The 19,168-nt window shown below is 45.3% G+C and carries 17 protein-coding genes; 16 read left to right on the forward strand and 1 reads right to left on the reverse strand.

All coding sequences use genetic code 11. The annotated features are described in order from the left end of the window. Positions 1-2: 2 nt before the first annotated feature. The 16 genes from NYE35_RS11975 to NYE35_RS12050 all read left to right on the forward strand — a co-directional run bounded on the left by NYE35_RS11975 (position 3) and on the right by NYE35_RS12050 (position 18,820). Entirely contained in the window at positions 3-1,172 is a 1,170-nt protein-coding gene (locus NYE35_RS11975; RefSeq protein ID WP_038570123.1) for a peptidase U32 family protein, read from the forward strand. Positions 1,173-1,186: 14 nt separating this feature from the next. Then, a complete protein-coding gene (locus NYE35_RS11980) occupies positions 1,187-1,453 on the forward strand; it encodes an acyl carrier protein (protein ID WP_341121094.1) in 267 nt (88 codons plus the stop codon). A gap of 2 nt (positions 1,454-1,455) precedes the next feature. After that, positions 1,456-2,649 (forward strand): glycosyltransferase, encoded by a 1,194-nt coding sequence (locus tag NYE35_RS11985; RefSeq protein WP_076272858.1) that lies wholly within the window; start codon positions 1,456-1,458, stop codon positions 2,647-2,649. 11 nt (positions 2,650-2,660) lie between these two features. Further along, the gene (locus tag NYE35_RS11990) at positions 2,661-4,394 is read left to right on the forward strand and encodes a hypothetical protein (RefSeq protein WP_341121096.1); all 1,734 of its coding nucleotides are present in this window, start codon (positions 2,661-2,663) and stop codon (positions 4,392-4,394) included. Beyond that, a complete protein-coding gene (gene uvrA, locus NYE35_RS11995) occupies positions 4,387-6,972 on the forward strand; it encodes an excinuclease ABC subunit UvrA (RefSeq protein ID WP_341121098.1) in 2,586 nt (861 codons plus the stop codon). Before NYE35_RS11990 ends, uvrA begins: the two co-directional genes overlap by 8 nt. Continuing rightward, positions 6,966-8,618 (forward strand): carbamoyltransferase family protein, encoded by a 1,653-nt coding sequence (locus NYE35_RS12000; protein ID WP_036685931.1) that lies wholly within the window; start codon positions 6,966-6,968, stop codon positions 8,616-8,618. Before uvrA ends, NYE35_RS12000 begins: the two co-directional genes overlap by 7 nt. Before the next feature lie 27 nt (positions 8,619-8,645). Continuing rightward, positions 8,646-8,933, forward strand: coding sequence for a hypothetical protein (locus NYE35_RS12005; RefSeq protein WP_036685933.1), 288 nt, complete (start codon positions 8,646-8,648; stop codon positions 8,931-8,933). 38 nt (positions 8,934-8,971) lie between these two features. After that, a complete protein-coding gene (locus NYE35_RS12010) occupies positions 8,972-12,313 on the forward strand; it encodes a non-ribosomal peptide synthetase (protein WP_341121099.1) in 3,342 nt (1,113 codons plus the stop codon). Positions 12,314-12,334: 21 nt separating this feature from the next. Continuing rightward, positions 12,335-12,592 carry an acyl carrier protein gene (locus tag NYE35_RS12015; protein ID WP_036685937.1) on the forward strand — a complete coding sequence of 86 codons (258 nt, stop codon included), beginning with the start codon at positions 12,335-12,337 and terminating at the stop codon, positions 12,590-12,592. Continuing rightward, positions 12,585-13,592, forward strand: coding sequence for a hypothetical protein (locus NYE35_RS12020; protein WP_036685938.1), 1,008 nt, complete (start codon positions 12,585-12,587; stop codon positions 13,590-13,592). Before NYE35_RS12015 ends, NYE35_RS12020 begins: the two co-directional genes overlap by 8 nt. Continuing rightward, positions 13,589-14,761 carry an NAD(P)/FAD-dependent oxidoreductase gene (locus NYE35_RS12025; RefSeq protein ID WP_036685941.1) on the forward strand — a complete coding sequence of 391 codons (1,173 nt, stop codon included), beginning with the start codon at positions 13,589-13,591 and terminating at the stop codon, positions 14,759-14,761. The genes NYE35_RS12020 and NYE35_RS12025 overlap by 4 nt, the downstream gene beginning before the upstream one ends. 21 nt (positions 14,762-14,782) lie before the next feature. Continuing rightward, complete coding sequence (locus NYE35_RS12030) at positions 14,783-15,526, forward strand: hypothetical protein (RefSeq protein WP_038570138.1); 744 nt, start codon at positions 14,783-14,785, stop codon at positions 15,524-15,526. A gap of 18 nt (positions 15,527-15,544) precedes the next feature. Continuing rightward, the gene (locus NYE35_RS12035; protein WP_076105502.1) at positions 15,545-16,969 is read left to right on the forward strand and encodes a B12-binding domain-containing radical SAM protein; all 1,425 of its coding nucleotides are present in this window, start codon (positions 15,545-15,547) and stop codon (positions 16,967-16,969) included. 56 nt (positions 16,970-17,025) lie between these two features. Further along, entirely contained in the window at positions 17,026-17,265 is a 240-nt protein-coding gene (locus tag NYE35_RS12040) for a hypothetical protein (RefSeq protein ID WP_341121101.1), read from the forward strand. Positions 17,266-17,294: 29 nt separating this feature from the next. Then, complete coding sequence (locus NYE35_RS12045; RefSeq protein WP_341121102.1) at positions 17,295-17,711, forward strand: 4'-phosphopantetheinyl transferase family protein; 417 nt, start codon at positions 17,295-17,297, stop codon at positions 17,709-17,711. A 281-nt stretch (positions 17,712-17,992) separates the two neighbouring features. Next, complete coding sequence (locus tag NYE35_RS12050) at positions 17,993-18,820, forward strand: hypothetical protein (RefSeq protein ID WP_339211810.1); 828 nt, start codon at positions 17,993-17,995, stop codon at positions 18,818-18,820. Here the strand turns inward: NYE35_RS12050 and NYE35_RS12055 are convergent. Continuing rightward, on the reverse strand, positions 18,817-19,023 hold the full coding sequence (locus NYE35_RS12055) for a hypothetical protein (RefSeq protein ID WP_076147195.1): 207 nt from the start codon (positions 19,021-19,023) through the stop codon (positions 18,817-18,819). The genes NYE35_RS12050 and NYE35_RS12055 overlap by 4 nt on opposite strands. Positions 19,024-19,168 lie beyond the last annotated feature (145 nt).

The following is a 19,168-nucleotide window of genomic DNA, read 5'->3' on the forward strand; positions in this document are numbered from 1 at the left end:
TTATGAAGATATCTGTTCCATATAACGGCGATATCCAGCTTATTGACGAGCTGGGCGGATACGAATATATCAGCTGCTTCTTCGGTGGTTCTTCTCAGGAGGGCTGTGGAAGCGGAAGATCGGCTGCGGCAATGCCGATAAGTACGCGGAGCGATATTGAACAAGCGGTTAAGCGGGCCCATATGTACAACAAAGAGTTTAACTATTTGATGAACAGTTCCTGTCTCGGCAACAGGGAATATGAGGATGAAGGCTACCGACAAATTGTAGATCAAATGGATTGGGCCGCTGAAATAGGTGTGGACTGGATCACCTTAGCCAATCAGCTGCTTGTGGACATTTGCAGGAGAAGACATCCTGAGATCAAAGTGAGCTTGTCCTCCTTTGCGGTGGTCGAAAGTGTGGAACGGGCAAAATACTTTGATTCAATGGGCGTCAAAGAGATCACAGTAAGAGAAAACATAGCCAGAGATTTCAGGCTGCTTGAACGTATACAGAACAGCGTTGAATGTGAAATCCAGGTCATTGTCAATCAGACCTGTCTCTATGAATGTCCAATGCAGGTCTATCATGACAATGTAATGAGCCATGGCTCATCCAACCGTGGAACGGATAACCAAAGCTTTATGGATTATTGCTCCGTCAAATGCACTTACGAGAAATTTAATGATCCAGGGAATATCATGAAGGCGCGCTGGATCAGGCCGGAGGATTTGGCGGAATATGAGAAGATAGGCATACACCGTTTTAAGCTGACGGACCGGTCAAAATCTACTGCCTGGCTGTTGCAGGCGGCAAAAGCCTATCATGATAGGCAGTATCCGGGGAACTTGGCTGATATTTTGAACATCGTTCACACCAACCATCGCAGAACGGCCGGTGCGGTTACACGAGAAAAGGCGTTTTTTTCCCGGCAAACGCAGCAGAGCCGCCAGAGCATCCGTGCCCTGACCTTATTGGATGTTTATATTGACAATTCTAAGCTGCAAGGTTTTATTGATTTTTTCAAAGAAGTCGATTGCCGGTCACTGGATTGTGCGGTATGCGGGTATTGTGATCAATTTGCCGTTGAAGTCCTTTCGTTTCCTGATCCTTCCGCCCGGACCAAGAGCTTAAACATGCTGCAGCAGCTGGTACAAGATACGGCAGAGCGGCAACCAAAGGTTTTCTGAGAGGAGATATAAGCATGCAGAACAAGGAGATTCTGGGTAAGCTGGCCACTATTTTTTCAGAGGTCTTGAGCAAGGAGGTTACAATGGAGGAACTGGATGCGCAAGCGGATTTACTTGAAGCGTTCCATATGGATTCACTGATTGCTTTGCAGATTATCGTTAAGATTGAACAACAGCTTGGAATCGTCATTGAAGATGATGACCTGGCACTGGAACTATTAAATGATACCGGGAAATTGATGGCATATATTGAGGGACAGTCGGAAAGGGTGAGCAGCTGACGATGAATCTTTTGTTTCTTTCTGAAGGTGCTTATTTTGCTTATTATCAAGGGGCCGTCAAGGCTAACCGTGCAGTATTCGAGTCCCTGGCTGCCAGGGGACATCAATGTAGAGTAGTCCATCTGGTAGACCAGGAAGATTCTCTGTTACAGGTGGAGGAACAGCTGCAGGAGCATGGGGTAAACAATATTATTCGTTCCGCGCATAGTCTTCAGGGGACAGTAAGTGGTGTAGAATGCCATTTCACCACGAGTGTTATGCTGTTATACAGAACAGCAGGGGATTTGATGAAAAAAGGCAATCCGGACGTGGTTCTTGTGAATATGGCTTACCACACCATGGTTGCTGCGGGAATAAAGCTCGTGGCTGGAAGCGCAACAAAATTGGTTGTGATTTGTCATGATGTGATCACTCTCCCTTTTGGGCCGCATAGCTGGATCGAAAATCCGCTGCTCCGACAGGAGCTTGCCCAGGTCTCCGGCTTTATTGGTGACAGTGATTTCGTAGCTCATAATATCACCGAATGGGGTGGTTATACCAATGCTGTTTCGCTACGTTTCCCAATTTATGGGGATGGTATTTTTCCAACCTTTCATAATTTCAACAGAGGATACATCGCAATATGCAACCCTACAGAGATAAAGGGTTTATCCATTTTTCTGAAGCTGGCTCAAGCTTTTCCGGACTATCCTTTTGCTGCGGTAATTACATGGGGCGATTTGAAGCAGGAGGAACAATCCGCTTTACGTGCACTGCCTAATGTGACACTGCTTGAACCGGAGCGCGAGATGAATTTGATTTTTGAACAGGTACGAGTGTGGCTTCATCCTTCCATCTGCGCTGAAGCTTTTGGGCAGACAGTAATTGAAGCGATGCTAAGAGGTATTCCTGTTATTGCAAGCGACCAAGGCGGCCTCATGCAATCGAAATGCAAGGTTGACTATAATCTTCCGGTGACGCCGATTACGGAAACTTACAAGGATGAAGCAACAGGACATACAATGCCGGTTATTCCCGAACAGGATACTGCCATATGGGTGGAGACTTTGCAACGGCTGCTGACGGACAGGACACTCTACGAATCCATTTCTGCAGCCTCTAAAGCTGCCGCGCAGGAATTTATAACGGAGGCCCAGCCTGAAAAATTCGAACTGTATCTGGAGAATATGCTGCAATCCGAAATGTCAGCAAGGTGAGGTGAAGAAGTGTGGATAAGACATTGGATACATCCGCCATTTCCGTTACATTGCTCGACTGTCTTCATCGTGCTTTAACAACAGGAGATATTGAACTTTGGCTGGAGACCCAGTATTTCGAAGATGAAATGGAAGCTGAATCACAGCGGGCATGGTTCCATGGGTATTTACAAAAAACAGTTCCGACTTGCATAGAATTTAACGTACGAAATGTCAGAATAAGTCTTGCTGAAATTGTTGCTGCTTGTACTTTGACCTTTACTTATGAACAGTTTGACCAGCTAAAGGATGAGCATATTTATACTATGCGCTATGTTGAAGACAAAAAAGAATGGAAGGTTGTAACGATCGAGAAAAGCTGGCTACCGTTTGGTTCGGCCGAAGCCGATCTAATTCATTACGATACTTATTCCATGACTGATCTCTTCTGGTGGACCAATGAAGCGGAATTGGAGATTGTTAGAAACAGCAACGATCCTCTGCCGGCGAATTTATACGCTCGGGCAATTCCACGAAATATACGTTCCCGGGAAGTGCACTCTGAATTGGAATGTGCGGCCATTCTATCCAATATGCTGTCTTTGCGCGTAGCTGATCTGGCAGCATTGCTGTTTCAGCCAACCGCTCTAGGGACGCTGGAGTCCTTATATCATTTTGCAAGTGAAAATATCAATTTCCAGATTGAGCGGCCTGATCGTAACAGCAGCTGGTCAAGCAAATTTACTGCTCCAACGTTTAGTTATGATGAACTGTTGACCTTGGCAGAAGATCACTTTCCATTAACCGCTAATTGTACGCCGCTTATGTCATTTTATTTTGCGGTGCTCCGATTATGCGGCTTGGCGGCTTCGGATATCGTCCAGCTCCGTTTAGTTAATTACGATTGTTTGCTCGTCTCCATCACTGGAGAGGCATACCTGTTTTTCACAGACCGGATTGTTAAATTAAATGCAGGTACTTACTATTATCAGACCGAAATCAGCAAGCTGTTCAATGAGAGGGAGTATTGGTCTGCTGCCGGAAGTTCGAATTTATCAGGCCGGACGGTGGAGCGATTAAATAACTGGTTCAAGGATGGCATTGTGTTTAAATTCTCACGTCCGCTAACAACGGGAATTAGCAATATGGATGAATGCCCAATGCCCAGTTTAAAAGAATGCGCTGACCCGCTGCAACTTCATCGGTTGCTGCGTCAAACGATGCTGAGATACAGCTGCAATCTGCCGGATTCTGTATATACGTACGCCAAATATGCTTATCAGACACTATTAGTAACAAAACCGCAGGCTTATGTTCTGGCATCTATGAATAGTCCGCTTGTTCGTCAGTTTCTGAGCGATTATAATACGAAACAGCATTTTTTTGAGTATGTGGATTTATTGAAGAAGAAATCAATATTTCGGGAACACGACCGACTGATGACTGCAGACCAAGTAATACGTCACGGTACCGCCGATCCGGCTTCCCTTACAGTGTTGGTGTATGTCTGGTTAAATCAAAGCCACCAGTCTCAAGGCGGGGTTTGTATAACTGATGAAGATAGCTATTGTTTTTTTGAAGGAGAAATATGGAGCGGCAAAAAACGAAAACCAGCATCAAAGATGCAAGGAAATCTGTTAGTAGCTTTTAACCATGAATCATGCTTCAGTGAGCTGATGAACATTTCTGAAGCGAAGACCGAATGGATAACATTCATACGGCAGCATATGACGATGTCTCATGAAGGAGCCGATCACATTGAATGACTGGATTAAAATTCAAGGTGCGAGAGAAAACAATCTGAAAAATATATCTCTGTCTATCCCCCGAAACAAACTAGTGGTGTTAACTGGATTGTCTGGTTCCGGCAAATCAACGCTTGCCATGAATACCTTGCAGCAGGAATGTCAGAGGCAATACATGGATTCGCTCGGTATGATAAGTGATTTTATCCACAAACCTAAGGTTGATTCTATTGAAGGGTTGTCGCCTTCCATCTGTATTGACCAGCGCCACACTAACCGAAATCCCCGGTCAACCGTTGGAACTACAACGGATTTGTACACCTTGCTTCGTATATTGTTTACCAAAAGCGGAGAAAGAGCTTGTCCTAATTGCGGAAGCCAAGTCAAGGGTTCAAGTAGTGCTGACATCTGGCAGGAAAACTATGAGTCGATCGAAACAGAGATTCATGATCTTCCTATGTCCTATTCCGATGAGGGCAAAGCCGTGTGCCCAGAGTGCAGCCATGAGCTTAGAGCATTGACCATGTCCCATTTCTCTTTCAATAAACCTGAAGGCGCATGTCCGGTTTGTATGGGCTTGGGGGTTGAACGAAAACCGAATTTACAAGAAATTTTCGATGACAGCCTCAGCTTGAAGCAGTGTGCACTTAAGGGGAGCAATCCTCATGGAGCACAGTTAATGGCCGATAATTTGGTTGCAGCCGGTAACTATTACGGATTTGTGTTTGATCCTGATAAACCCTTGAGAGATTTGGGCACGGTCGAACGGGATCTGCTGTATTTCGGTGTATACAGCCAGCGATTTATCAGGCATTTTCCTGGGAAGACCCCTCCAACTTATGCTGCAGAGGGAAGATTCGAGGGGATTCTGACCAACCTGGAACGCAGATACAAGGAACGTGGACACGAATCGGACTATCGAGAGAAGATTGAAAAATTCTTTCATCTGCAAGAGTGTTCGGATTGTCACGGTACGAAGCTGAACGCAGACAGTCGAGCGGTTACGCTAGCCGGGAAAAGTATCACCGAAGCATCTGCAATGCCGCTCTTCCATTTGCTTGGCTGGTTGCGTAAAGTGTCCGCTCAACAGCTAGGGGGAAGTCAGGATCCGCTTATGAACATCGTTTCCGAAATGGAAAAAAAGCTGGCTCGCTTGATTGAAGTGGGTGTCGGCTACTTAAGCTTGGACCGCTCCACCGTTTCTTTATCTCTGGGAGAAATGCAGAGGCTTAAGCTCGTCTCATTAATCGGAGCTAGCTTAACAGGAGTTTTATATATTCTCGATGAACCGACAATTGGCCTTCACCCGATAGATACCGAAGGTCTGCTCCGGGTGCTCCGGCAGTTGCGTGATCTTGGAAATACGGTTCTAGTTATCGAGCATGACCCGGATGTTATGCGGGCGGCCGATTACCTTATTGATATCGGACCGGGTGCGGGCAAGCAAGGGGGAGAAGTGGTTGCGGCTGGCTCCGTGCAGCAGCTGATTCAGTGCAGCAGATCATGGACCGGGCAGTATTTCGCTGGTAAAGATACGGTGGTTCTTCCTGAACAGCGCCGCAGAGGGAACGGGAAATGCATTGAGATTACAAATGCGAATCGCCATAACCTTAAGGATGTAAGTGTGAATATCCCGTTGGGCAAGCTCGTTGTGCTGACCGGGGTATCAGGGTCGGGGAAATCGACTCTTATGTTCGACGTCCTGGCTCGATCCGCACAGCTTCATTTTACCCAAAGCACCGAGACTGATGCCTATGCAGATGTTAAGGGCTGGGAGAATGTGCATAAGGTCATTAGCTTCGATCAATCCCCTATCGGTCAGACTGCAAGATCAAACGCGGCAACTTACACAGATGTGTACACGGCGATAAGGAATATTTTTGCTGCGCTGCCTGAAGCGAAAATGCGTAATCTCCAGGCCAAACACTTTTCTTGCAACGTCCCCGGCGGCCGATGCGAACGCTGTCAGGGAGCAGGGCTTGTGCAAGTGAATTTGCAATTCCTACCGTCGGTTGAGACCCCATGTCCTGTATGCCGGACCAAACGATTTAAGCCGGAGATTCTGGATGTAAAGTATAAAAACCATAGCATTTCAGATGTATTGGCTTGCTCTGTAAAAGAAGGGATGGAACTGTTCGCGGATGAACCATCCGTATATAACAAGCTGGATGTGATGTGCCGTATTGGACTGGATTATTTAATTCTGGGCCAGCCGGCAACCACCTTGTCCGGCGGGGAGGCACAACGGGTAAAGTTGGCCAGAGAGCTCTCCAAAAGCAGTAGACACCACACCTTGTACTTGCTTGATGAACCAACAACAGGCCTGCATCCGCATGATGTGATTAAGCTGATTGATATGCTTGGGCAGTTGGTCGACTCGGGTAATTCTGTCGTTGTGATAGAACATAATACCGATGTCTTAGTCATGGCGGACTGGATTATTGACATGGGGCGGGAGGGAGGCCTGGAGGGGGGACAAGTCTTGGGTGAAAGCACACCAGAGAACATCGCGGAAATCAAGAATTCCAAAACAGGTCGAATTGTAAATCAGCTTCTCAATCAATATCAACAAAACTTAGAGGGGGAGTATACGTGTTAATTCTTGGTTTAAGCGGTGGGCTAGGACATGATTCAGCGGCATGTTTGGTTCATGATGGCGTTTTGGTGGCCTATGCTGAGGAGGAGCGTTTTTGCCGAAAAAAACATGCTTACGGAGAGCCCCCGGTTTTGTCGCTCCTCAATTGTCTGTCACAAGCGGGCGTTGCTTTTGAAGATATCGATCTGATTGCTTTATCATGGGACCCGCAAAAAGCGGAAGAATTGGGGATATTGGAGAAATTCAAGAAGCACCCGGTATTATCAGGCAAAAAAATGCCCACTATCATTTCGGTCAGCCACCATTTATGCCATGCGGCAAGTGCCTACTATTTATCCGGGTTCGATGATGCGGTGATTTTGGTTATGGACGGACAAGGTGACGATATTTCAACCACAGTAGCCTATGGGAAGAATGAGCATATTGAGGTTAAGCAAGAATACGGGATTTCACAATCGCTTGGATTTTTTTATTCCATCGTCAGTGATTATTTACAGCTTGGAGCATCGGGAGAAGGAAAGCTGATGGGATTAGCCTCTTATGGAGAGTCAGTCTATGACTTTTCTGTACGGTTGACGGAAGACGGGTACGAGATTCCTATCGGAGAACCTGATAGTTCGCTTGGTTTGGAGGATAAGTATAACAAGCTGACCCGAATATGGATGAAGGAAATGTACCGTAAATTCGGTGATCCTCCAAAGCGTATCTATAGCAATAATACACTGTATGGCGGGCTCAATTATACGGTCGAATACAGCAAGAAGCACAAAGATATTGCCGCATCGGCGCAGCAGGCGCTGGAAGACACTATTGTGCATCTTTGCCAGCAGACCATCCGGCAAGGCAACAGTAAAAATTTGGTGATAGGCGGAGGTGTTGCTCTCAATTGTACGACGAATGGAAGGCTGGAACGCCTCGGAATTTTCGATGAAATCTTCGTATTACCGGCAACCAATGATGCTGGGGGCTGTATTGGAGCTGCCATGATTGCCTCTAAAGAACGTTCCGTTCTCCCTGTAAAGGGCAGACTGAAGACTCCTTACTGGGGAATTTCCTATGATGACAACCATATATCGGAGGTATTAAACAAGCTTGGTTTGAAGTATAACTATTCATCCGATATTTGCCGGCAGACGGCAGAACTGATTGATAGAGGTAAAGTCATTGGCTGGTTCCAAGGCGCAGCCGAGATGGGGCCAAGGGCATTGGGCAATCGTTCCATAACAGCCAGTCCTGCAAGTTATGATTCATATGTAAAAGTCAATCAAAAAATCAAATTCAGAGAATCCTGGAGACCGCTGGCGCCAAGTATTATGGATGAACATGCGGATTGGTTGGTGGAGGAGGCGCAGTATTCGCCGTATATGCTGAAAGCCTACACAGTCAAAGAAGAGAGAAGGCAGGCTGTTCCTGCCATCGTGCATGTAGATGGATCTACCAGACCGCAAACGGTTCGAAGCGAGGTGAATCCGGTCTGGCATCAGCTTATTGCCGAGCATTATAAGTTGTCTGGAATTCCGCTGATAATGAACACATCGCTTAACACACGAGGAGAACCGGTGTGTGAGACTCCATACGACGCCATCAAAACCTTCTATACCTCCGCTATGGATGCGCTGGCGGTCGGCAATTTCTTAATCGAAAAATAATACGGGAAACGAGGGGATTTGACCGTTATGAACAGAGATGAGGAATATATCCAAGCGACAGTGATGGAACTAATCCGCAAAAATGGAGCCTTACCCTCAGTAGAGCAGAAAGAGACGCTACAGGCTGCTGATTTGAACAGAACTTTAACCGAATGGGGAGTTAATTCGTTCCGGGCTTTATATCTTCTGTACGATTTGGAGGAGGTCTTCCGGGTTCAGATTCCAGACAACTGTCTCACTCCAGAGACCTTTGAGTCTCCCTTGACGATTATTAACTGTCTTAAAGTGTTGCTCAATGATAAGGCAATTTCCTGATGCATGATTTTTAATTCCAAGAATCGGGAGGATGAAGTATGACTCGAGGTTTATCAAATTGGGAAGCGCTGCTGCAGGCCGAGCGAATGCATAGAAGTCTCCCTCCTATCCGTGCTGATTCCGATTTAACCGATATTCCGCTGAGCGGCGCTCAGCGCAGATTATGGTTTTTGCATCAATTGAACCCTGCCAGCTCCGCTTACAATATGACGATACAATACCGCTTGAAGGGTTGTCTGAATTATAAACACTTGACTGAATGTCTGGGTATATTGAAGGAAAGGCATCGAATTTTAGACACTGTATTTTACGAAAAAGACGGGGAGCCTTACCAAAAGACGGTTCCACAGCCCGCAGCGGTCAGGATTGAGCGGCTGAATTGTCTTGAGTCAGAGATGGAGAGACAGGCGCTGGATTGGTTGGCAATGGAGATTAATAAACCGTTCGAATTAAATGGAGGCTCTTTATTTGAGACGGTACTGGTGCAGATGAGCCCAACCGAGCATTTACTGATATTTCGTTTCCATCACAGCATTTCAGATGCGTTGTCTCTGGATATTTTCACAAATGAATTCAGGGAGATCTACAACGCTTTGGAAGAAGGCAGGGTGGCACGCTTGCCTGAATTGCCGGTACAGTATTCTGCTTATGCGGTCTGGGAACAAAAATATATTGCAAATGCCGGCAATCCAACACTAATGGATTATTGGAGCAACAAGTTAGCTTCGGCAGATACACGGCTTGATTTAAACCTTGCGGCAATGCCTGAAGCTGCTGGGCCAACCGATTCGGAGTGCAATTATGGGGGAGAGTTGCCGCAGGATGCCTATAATGAAATGCTGGATTTTATAAAACGTCACCCCGAATTCACGGTCTATAACGTTATGCTCGCAGCCTACCGGGTCCTGATGTTTAGATATACCGGCCAGTCTAACCTGATTATCGGCTCAACCATGGCTAACCGTAACCGCATTGAAGTAAGGAATCTTATCGGTTTTTTTGCCAATACTTTGCCACTCACCACCAATGTGCAGACTGAAGACAGCTTCTTTGAAGTATTGAATAAAGAGAAAGAAACAATTAATGAGGGCATTGCCTATCAACAAGTCTCTTTCGACAAGCTGGTCAGTATTATGCATCCAGATCGCAGGCCAGGGGAAAATCCGCTGTTTCAAACGATGTTTACTTATGTGCAGAGCGGCAAAACGGATTTGGAGTTATCCAACCTAACTGTTGAAGCGTTAAAGGCAGATAAAAGCTCTTCGGCCTTTGACCTCACGATTGGGCTTAATGATACCGGAAGCGGAGTGCAACTATTTTACGAATACAACAATGATAAATGGTACGCGGCCTCATTGAGGCAATTCCATTACCACTACATTAACATTCTCCAGCAGCTGCTGCAGCGACCGGAGGCTACGGTTAGCAGCCACATGTTTTTGACCGCGGAAGAAATCAATAAAGTGATCTACGAATGGAATGATACTTGTACGGATTTCGGCTGTCTGGACAGCCGAAGGTTCATAAGCCAGATCAAAAAACAAGCTGCGAAGCATAGTCATCTGCGGGCTGTATTTTTGAGCGAAGAAGACAACATGAGTTATGAGGAGCTTGATCTGGCCTCAGATATGCTTGCTTCGAGGCTGATGCAATTGGGGATCGGGCGTGGCAGCCTTGTTGGGTTGGGCTTGGAGAGATCTGTTGAGCTAGTCACCTCAATTCTGGCGGTAATTAAATGCGGCGGGGCATTTATGCCGCTTGATCCACAGCTACCCTCCAAACGTCTGGCCCATATGATTTGTGAGTCGTCGTGTGCACTGATCATCACCCAGGAACAATATGCGGCTCTGTTTAAACCGATGCATAATGTGGTCCTCGTCGGGATTAGCTCTTATTCAGCTGACTTAAGGTGTGAAATTGTGCACAATGAGCCGGTCGAACCCAGCGATTTAGCCTATGTTATCTATACTTCCGGTTCAACCGGAACCCCGAAGGGCGCGATGAACAGCTATGAGGGATTATACAACCGGCTTCTTTGGATGCAGCAGCAGTTTGGTTTGGATGAGACCGATAAAGTGCTGCAGAAGACACCGCTCACTTTTGATGTGGCAGTATGGGAGCTGCTGTGGCCATTACTGCATGGAGCGGAATTGGTATTAGCCCGACCGGATAAACCGCATGATCCTGAATATATTGGGAATGTGATTGTCGAGAGGCATATTACGACGATTCATTTTGTTCCGGCGTTACTGCAGCAGTTTATGGACTCCTTTCCAATAGAAAGCTGCATTTCACTTAAAAATGTCATTTGCAGTGGAGAAGAGCTGAGTACCACATTACGTGATTCTTTTTTCTCAAAATCCGCTGCGCATTTGTTCAACTTGTACGGGCCCGCTGAGGCGGCCATTGATGTAACCTGCTGGGACTGTGCGGAGAGCCGAGGCCATTCAAGTGTTCCGATCGGCAAACCGATTTCCAATCTCCGAATTTACATTCTGGATAAATATCTTCTGCCGGTTCCCGTTGGGGTTTACGGAGAAATATGCATTGGTGGAATAGGAGTGGGCCTAGGATACATCGGAAATGAAGAGCTGACCAACCGCAGTTTTGTACCCAATCCTTACTCCAGACATCCTGCTGCTGAACGTCTGTACCGCACAGGAGACATGGGCAAATTCCTCGAAGACGGCACGATTATTTATGGGGGAAGAACAGATCAACAAATCAAGCTCAACGGTGCGCGGATAGAGCTGGGTGAAATCGAGGCCGTATTTCGCCGTTACAACCGGATCAAAGAGACTCTTGTCCATCCGCTCAAGCAGAATAACGGGGGGCAGCTTATGATTGCCTATTATGTGAGCGATGAAGAGATTGCCGCTGCGGAGCTGCGAAACTATGCGAGAGCTTATTTGCCGGCCTATATGATTCCTGGCATCTTTATGAGACTTGAGAGATTTCCGTTAAATCGAAATGGTAAGGTTGATCGCCAGGCGCTTCCGCTGCCTGATGTTAGATTTAAAGAAGCGAGCAGCGCTCTACTTCCTAAAAATGAGTTTCAGGCAGAGATAGAATCTATCTGGCAAGAGTTGTTGAGTTTGGAGGGCCGTGCGATCGGCATTGCCGAGAATTTTTTTGATCTGGGCGGCCATTCGTTATTAGCTCTAAAGCTAGTTAGTATTGTCAACAAAAGATTCAATACAAACATAACTATTATGGAGTTGTACCTAGGCGAATTTACGATTGCAAGAATGGCGGACATGCTTGCTGAACCGTCCTCTGCTGCAGCCCAGGGACAGCTGACGAAATCAGTGTTATCTCAATTAGGAATGTCATTGGAAGAAATTTTGCAAGTAGGCGAAGGAACATTAGGCCAGAGATAAATGATGGACAGGGAGGATATGATGGACCAAATACAACAGCGGGTGGAGGTATTGCTGCGCCTATTTGTAAAGTGTGATATTTCCTTGGAGCCCGAAAGTGTGTTCACAGATCTGGAAATGGATTCGCTTACTTACATCAAATTTATTGTTGAAGTTGAGCGGGCGTTGCAATTGGACTTTGATCCTTACCTTTTGGTAGCAGGACATTTTCCTACGGTTGGAGATTTAACGGCATATCTCTGGAGTAAAAATGGTGAAGGATGTGCCACAGATGCCTAACCTGCCGATCAAGTACCCTATGGTGAACAGCAGCATGAACAGCTCTCATCTGCTCAGTGTAGTGGAAGTCTGCTCTAGAAAGATGGATTGGCTGCATAACCATTATATTCATTTATATCTTGGAGCGAATATGGATGTGATGGATCTTGAATTTCTGTCACCCGAGCAATCTTTGGGGCATTTCCCCTATCTGAATTTGAAAGAGATCAGGCTTGGTCCTGAACGTGTTGCTGTAAAACAGATCTTGGATTGTCTGGCCGAGAAGGAGTATGTCGAAGTAAGCTTGGATGAATTTTATATAGAAGGTAAGCACTATTTTAATAAGGTTCATTTCGAAAGGAATTTTATGATATACGGCTATGATGATCTTAGTCATACATTTAGTATTGCTGGCTCGGATTACGATAAAATCTTCGAGTTTCATGAGCTTCCCGCCGATCAGATCATATCATCGCTGCGCGCTCATGCATTCGAACGGCGTTCGATTCGCTCTGTCCGGCTAAATGAAGCTGATAAGATGCATTTTGAGCCAACTACACTGATCGCAAGCCTAGCGGATTATTACTATTCACGCCAGCCAGAAACCATGGTAACCTGCCCGGGAACAGATGGAGGTTCGTGTTGGGGAATGAAGGTGTATGGAGCGCTGCTAGACTATTTAGATAGGTTGGCGCGTAACGAAATTTTCTATTGTGTTCGTCCGTTTCATTTACTCTGGGAGCACAAAAAATGCATGGTTAACAGGCTTGGATATTTATCTCAATGTGGATATAACCTTTCTGATTTCATTATGAAAGGCTATGAGGATATATACGAAACCACTCTTATTCTCAGAAACATTTTGGTGAAATATCATCTTGAGCCTGACCTTAACCTGTTGCGGATCGCTGCACGCACAGTGGAGAGTATCGATGTGCAAGAGCGCGCGCTTCTGTCAGCGCTTTTGAAAGAATTTAGTACTGTAACCAGCAAAATAGAAGAAAAGGAGAATTCTCGGTGATACCCGATAAATGTGAAGTTGTTATTATTGGATCTGGGGCAGTCGGGGCGTGTACAGCCTACTATTTAGCCAAAAAAGGAATAACTGATGTGGTAGTGCTTGAGAAAAGCGAAAGTTTAGGCGGAGCAACCACATCTATCTGCGCAGGCGGGATGCGAAGTCAGTTTACAACGGAGATAAATATTGAATTGTCCAAGTTAAGTTTTCGATTGCTGGAGCAGCTTGATTCGTATAACCTTGTTCAGGATGAAATGGACCAGTGCGGATATATGTTTATTTTCACGGCACAAGATAATCTTTCTGAGTTTTATGATGCTATGCTTTTGCAGCAAAGGTTGGGTGTGCAAACGGAATGGATGGAGCCTAAGCAGATTCAAAAGAAGCTGCCGATGCTGGTTCTAGAGGATGTAACCGGTGCAACTTACAATAAGCAGGATGGATTGATCGATCCCAATAAGATTACAAGCACGTATATTCGGCTCTCCAGAGAGCTGGGTGTCAAATATTATCCTGGAGTCGCTGTAACGGACTTTATTACTGACGGTTCCGCGATACAGCAAGTGGTAACGTCAGAAGGAGCGATAACTTCGCGAGTTGTTGTAAATGCTACGGGCCCCTGGTCCAAATTTGTGGCTGCTAAAGCCGGAATTGAGTTGCCGGTAATCCCCTGCCATCAGCAGTTGTTGGTTACAGATGTGCTCCCATGGCTGCCCGCCGATTTTCCCGTTATTGTGTTCCCCGGGGAAGGTCTGGGCTTACATAAGGAGACAGGCGGTCTGTTAACGGGCTTAAATAAGCCCTTTGTTGCAGGGGGATGCGAAGATCCGGATTATAGCTACTCAGACCCGGAATGGGAATATAAACATCTGGAAGCTGCTCTTCGTCGGCTGCCTCGTCTCCAGGAAGCAACCATCAAATCCTGCTGGGGAGGGTATTATGATGACACGCCGGACTCCCATCCGGTGCTGGGCGCTGATAACAAAATCCAAGGGTTTTACCATGCGTCAGGATTCAGCGGACATGGTTTTATGCACAGCCCGGCCGCCGGACTCCTAATCAGTGAAGAAATAGCCGGGAATTCGGCACAAACATTAGACATATCATCATTGCGGTCCAATCGCTGGCTAACTGCAGCAGGCAGAAAAATTAATGAATACTACAAGATTTAGAAGTATAGGAGGTTTATTGAAATGGAGAACTCTAAGAACCAAATGTTAAGGCTTATAGATAATATGCTAAACGCAAATGTGCTTCAGCGGACGGATCTCAAACGGTTTACCGCAAACCTTGAGCATTCACCGGATGATCCCGAAATGCTGCGTCTGGAGCTTGAATCCTGGTATCGTGGGATGGGGGTAGATCAGATCATTGGCAGAAAATTCGAACTATCGCCTTGTCCTTTTACAAGCGAAGAGATTCGTTCATCGAGAGAAAATGGAGAAATTATTTTGTGCTTTCCCAAGGGAATTACACGGGAACAGATTGGTGAGCTTACAAGAATTTCAAGCTGGGCCTTAAAAGATCCACTTGTGACAGCCGCAACGGAGCAGGAAGATTGCTGGATTCGAACAGCGGCTGCGCTGTCGCCTTCATTAATGAAACACACAGGGCTAGAGGTTGCACACTTAGTGGAAGACAGCGGGCATCTTAACTTTAGTTTGGAAAGGTATCTTCTTTTCGTGGCTAGAGTGAGATTCTTGACAGGTAATACCCCGGATTCGGAATACTGGATTTGGCTTCCAAGAGGGAGATACGACCGTTCGGGAATGTTAATTGCCGGTTTTGACCGAAATGGCTGCTTTAATGTGCATGGCTGGATGCCCCAATTCTCTGCCAGTTTTTTGGGTGCCAGATTTGGAACACTTCCCGGTTCCGCTGCCAAAGTCGGTTCTTCCATCGTCTCAGATTCAGACCTCAGTTTCACTAAAATTTAACAATGGAGGCCGAAATCAATGGCAGATCGTCAGAGTAAAAGAGTAGCCTGTGTTATTCCCCCGTTTTACCGGCTTATTGAGTCGAAAAACAATAGGATCAGTCCTGCTATGCATTACATAGCGGAGATATTGCATCGTAGGGGTCATGCAGTCACGTTAATTAATGGCGATAATGCTCCAGATGATCATGATTATACAGAGCGGTACAGTATGACTATGAACAGCTGGCTTATGCAGGAACGTTGTACTCGGGGGCATGAAAGCTTTGATATGGTCATAAATGAGCTAGAGCGCTTTCAGCCTGATTATGTGTTTATTGGTGTTGGCGATGTTCTGATGCCTACTGTCGAACTTGGAAGTACTCAGTCCTGTGCATACCTTGCAAAAGAGATAAAGAAGAGATGGGGAGATAAGGTTACCTGTATTGGTTATGGACATTTGCTTAAACATGCCAAGCTGAAGGACACGGCTGATTTGGATACGATCATTGTTGGAGAAGGCGAGGATCTTGCGGTTTCTGTAGTAGAGGGGAATGCAAGGGGAATGCTGCCTGTTAAATGGGCCCAGCAATTAAACGATCTTCCGATACTGACAGATTCATATTTAGCGCAGAAAAATAAGCCGGAAGACTGGGACTACATTATGTCTATGCGCGGGTGCCCCAAACGCTGTACATTCTGTTATCAGCCCTCGCTGCGCGGCTGCAATGTCTCCTTTATGTCTCCCGAACGTTTTGTTAGCGAAATCCGCTACCGCATTGAACGTATGCATGTATTTGGATTTTATTTCTCAGATATGATCTTTCTGCCGGGCTTAGGCAAACGCACTTCAGAAATGCTTAGATTGCTGATTGAACTAAAAGAGGAGTACCCTGAGTTTCACTGGTGGGCAGAGGCGCGCGTGGACATTTGTGTGAGACAGAATATCCTTGATAAGATGAAGCAGTCGGGGTGCGTGCATTTGAAATTTGGTGTGGAAATGGCCAACCAAAGGATGCTGCAAGTGGTGAATAAAGGAATTAGATTGACGGAAGTCGAGGAAGCTTTCCGCATGGCAGCGGAGGCGGGAATCAAACGGACAGCCTATATTTTGCTGGGATGCCCTGGATTCAATGACCAAGATTATATAGAGATGTTACCTTTTTTTAAAGCCTTAAAGGCTGATAATTATGTGATAAATATCAATGTTCCTTATGTTGGCACACAGCTATATGAACAGGTGAAGGAACAGCTTTTTGATTTTGGAATTTATAAAGATGGTGAAGAAAGCTACATGCATACTTCCTTGGTGATGCAAAAATTCTGGGGAATTTCTGATGAAACACGGGATAGTTTTTTTGCACTTCAAGGAGAGAAAGATGATGCAAAAGTAAGGAATTATAAGCGGAAAATTGTAGAGAAAGCTGCTTTTATAGAGAATGACGTGTTGTCCTTTCATGAATAGGATTCGCAAGTACTTATGAGCTGAAGGAGTAGCGATGAGCGATGGAGATCTTCGGGGTGAAGGTGGCTGAGCTAATATCTGAACCTGCGTTAGAAACATTAATGTGGCGCATCCCCCAACAAAAGAGAGAGCGGCTTAAACGCTTTAAAAGAGTGGAAGCGTTGCAGCATTCTCTTATTGCTGAATTGCTGGTTCGTGTAAGCTTAAATAAACGGTTAAAAGTGAACAACCGCGATATCGAGTTTATTACAAATGTCTACGGAAAACCCTCCCTAAAAAAAGGGGGGGTACTGTAGAGTTTAACATTTCGCATTCAGGAGAATGGGTGGTTTGCGCATTGGATGAATTGCCGATCGGTATTGACATTGAGCAGATTCAGCAAGCCGATCTTAATATTGCTAAGCGTTTTTTTTCGCAAGATGAATATGTCCAATTGACGGAATGTGAAGAGATGGGCCGGATGAGTCTGTTCTTTGACCTTTGGACACTTAAAGAAAGCTATATCAAAGCGATAGGGAAGGGATTATCTCTTCCATTGAACTCGTTTTCGTTTCGTTTAAACAACGGAATTCAATTGGAGAACCATGACGCAATCGGATTGTATCACTTTAAGCAGTATCATATTGATGAGAAATATAAATTAGCCGTATGTGCGCAAAACCCCTTATTTCCCGGGGAGGTTTCAGTGGTAAACCAATGCCAATTTCACCAGGATTGCATGCAACTATTGGATGCTTTTTAACGATCTAAGCCTAGGTGATATTGAACTTGTTACAGAGAAGCGGCTTATCTACAGATAAGTTGCTTTTTGTCTTGCACGTTTTCGCTTTATCTAGATTTGAAGTTTTCTGCCATGGTGTTAATATTCCCTCATCGGTTATATGCATAAGCCATTGATGTGATGTAAAATGTCCATGAGTGATTAATGCTGGAGATTTGATCAAATATTGATGGAACAGGAAACTCGCATACGCGATGCAAGGAATCGTTCGAATCTGAAGATAACTATCGGAGGGACCAGAGATGGCTGAGCAAAAGATGATTGAAGTGCCGTTTCAGCAATGGGTAAACGATAAGGAGCTGTGGGTACAGCTTAATGATTTGATGATGCAGGAGAGTAAACTCCCAGGACCACGAGTGAATTTGGAGCTCTCAGACCATTTCGCCAAACAATTCGCGCATCCTAATCTAACAGATACAGGCTGGGAGCTGCTCGTCTCTTGGACTAATATTACTGAAGCTGAAGCTGGGGTGAATGATCCCCGTGAGTTTCTGCCGTTTTGTGCGATTAGGGCGTTCGGTGCTTATTACAGTTACGGTGGAGAAGAGCAGCAAGTAGTGATTCAAAACAGCATTAAGACAGCTATGAATGACTCGCGATGGAGGGTGCGTGAAGCGTCTGCTATGGCGCTGCAAAGTATAGGGGAGGATGATTTCACCCTGCTCAGGCAGCTGATTGACATGTGGGAAAAAGGTGCGAACAGGCTTGAACAACGGGCTTTTGTAGCGGCATTAGCGCATCCTCCTCTTTTAAAAAAGAAAGAAAATACGCTATATTGTCTTCAGTTGGCTGCCCGAATCATGGAGAGTATAGATGGTAGGGGAGTGCAACATGAGGATACTGAGCATTTTCGTGTATTATCTAAGGGACTTGAATACAGCTTGAGTGTATTTGTGGCGAATGAGCCTGAAGAAGGCTTTGTTATGCTGGAGAGATTTGCAAAGAGCCGAGATGCCCGAATCATTAAGATTGTGAAGAGTAATCTTGGCAAATCGCGTCTGAGTAAAAAATATGCTGCCCAGGTGGCTGAGATTCTAAAGGAATTCGATAACATAGGAAAAGATACTTAGGATACGAGTGCCATTTGGCAGTTGTATTTAATCATTTTTTTGTTTTTACTTATATTAGAATTAACAATTAAAGAAACAAAGAGAATTAATATAATCAAAGAAAACCATTCTATGGATTGTTCGAATATTAAACTGTAAGTTATATTAATAAATTCAAAGACAACTGTTATTATTAAAAATATTGCCCAGCGATCTTTTTTCATGAAAATATACCATCCTAATCTATATGGAGAATATTGATAGATTTTAAGTTGTTCATATCCTCAAAAGTTTGACAAACGCATGAAATGTAACTATTATAGTTGCATCTGAATGATGTTTTGCAGCAAGGCAGAAGGAGAGATTTCT

Source organism: Paenibacillus sp. FSL L8-0494 (assembly GCF_038003695.1).
In the GTDB taxonomy this organism is placed as follows: Bacteria; Bacillota; Bacilli; order Paenibacillales; family Paenibacillaceae; genus Paenibacillus_AQ; species Paenibacillus_AQ odorifer.

Excerpts from the sequence above, each read along its gene's own strand:
- NYE35_RS11975 (WP_038570123.1), top strand. The coding sequence starts at position 3 with ATGAAGATATCTGTTCCATATAACGGCGATATCCAGCTTATTGACGAG.
- NYE35_RS11980 (WP_341121094.1), top strand. The coding sequence starts at position 1,187 with ATGCAGAACAAGGAGATTCTGGGTAAGCTGGCCACTATTTTTTCAGAG.
- NYE35_RS11985 (WP_076272858.1), top strand. The coding sequence starts at position 1,456 with ATGAATCTTTTGTTTCTTTCTGAAGGTGCTTATTTTGCTTATTATCAA.
- NYE35_RS12005 (WP_036685933.1), top strand. The coding sequence starts at position 8,646 with ATGAACAGAGATGAGGAATATATCCAAGCGACAGTGATGGAACTAATC.
- NYE35_RS12010 (WP_341121099.1), top strand. The coding sequence starts at position 8,972 with ATGACTCGAGGTTTATCAAATTGGGAAGCGCTGCTGCAGGCCGAGCGA.
- NYE35_RS12015 (WP_036685937.1), top strand. The coding sequence starts at position 12,335 with ATGGACCAAATACAACAGCGGGTGGAGGTATTGCTGCGCCTATTTGTA.
- NYE35_RS12020 (WP_036685938.1), top strand. The coding sequence starts at position 12,585 with ATGCCTAACCTGCCGATCAAGTACCCTATGGTGAACAGCAGCATGAAC.
- NYE35_RS12030 (WP_038570138.1), top strand. The coding sequence starts at position 14,783 with ATGGAGAACTCTAAGAACCAAATGTTAAGGCTTATAGATAATATGCTA.
- NYE35_RS12035 (WP_076105502.1), top strand. The coding sequence starts at position 15,545 with ATGGCAGATCGTCAGAGTAAAAGAGTAGCCTGTGTTATTCCCCCGTTT.
- NYE35_RS12050 (WP_339211810.1), top strand. The coding sequence starts at position 17,993 with ATGGCTGAGCAAAAGATGATTGAAGTGCCGTTTCAGCAATGGGTAAAC.
- NYE35_RS12055 (WP_076147195.1), bottom strand. The coding sequence starts at position 19,023 with ATGAAAAAAGATCGCTGGGCAATATTTTTAATAATAACAGTTGTCTTT.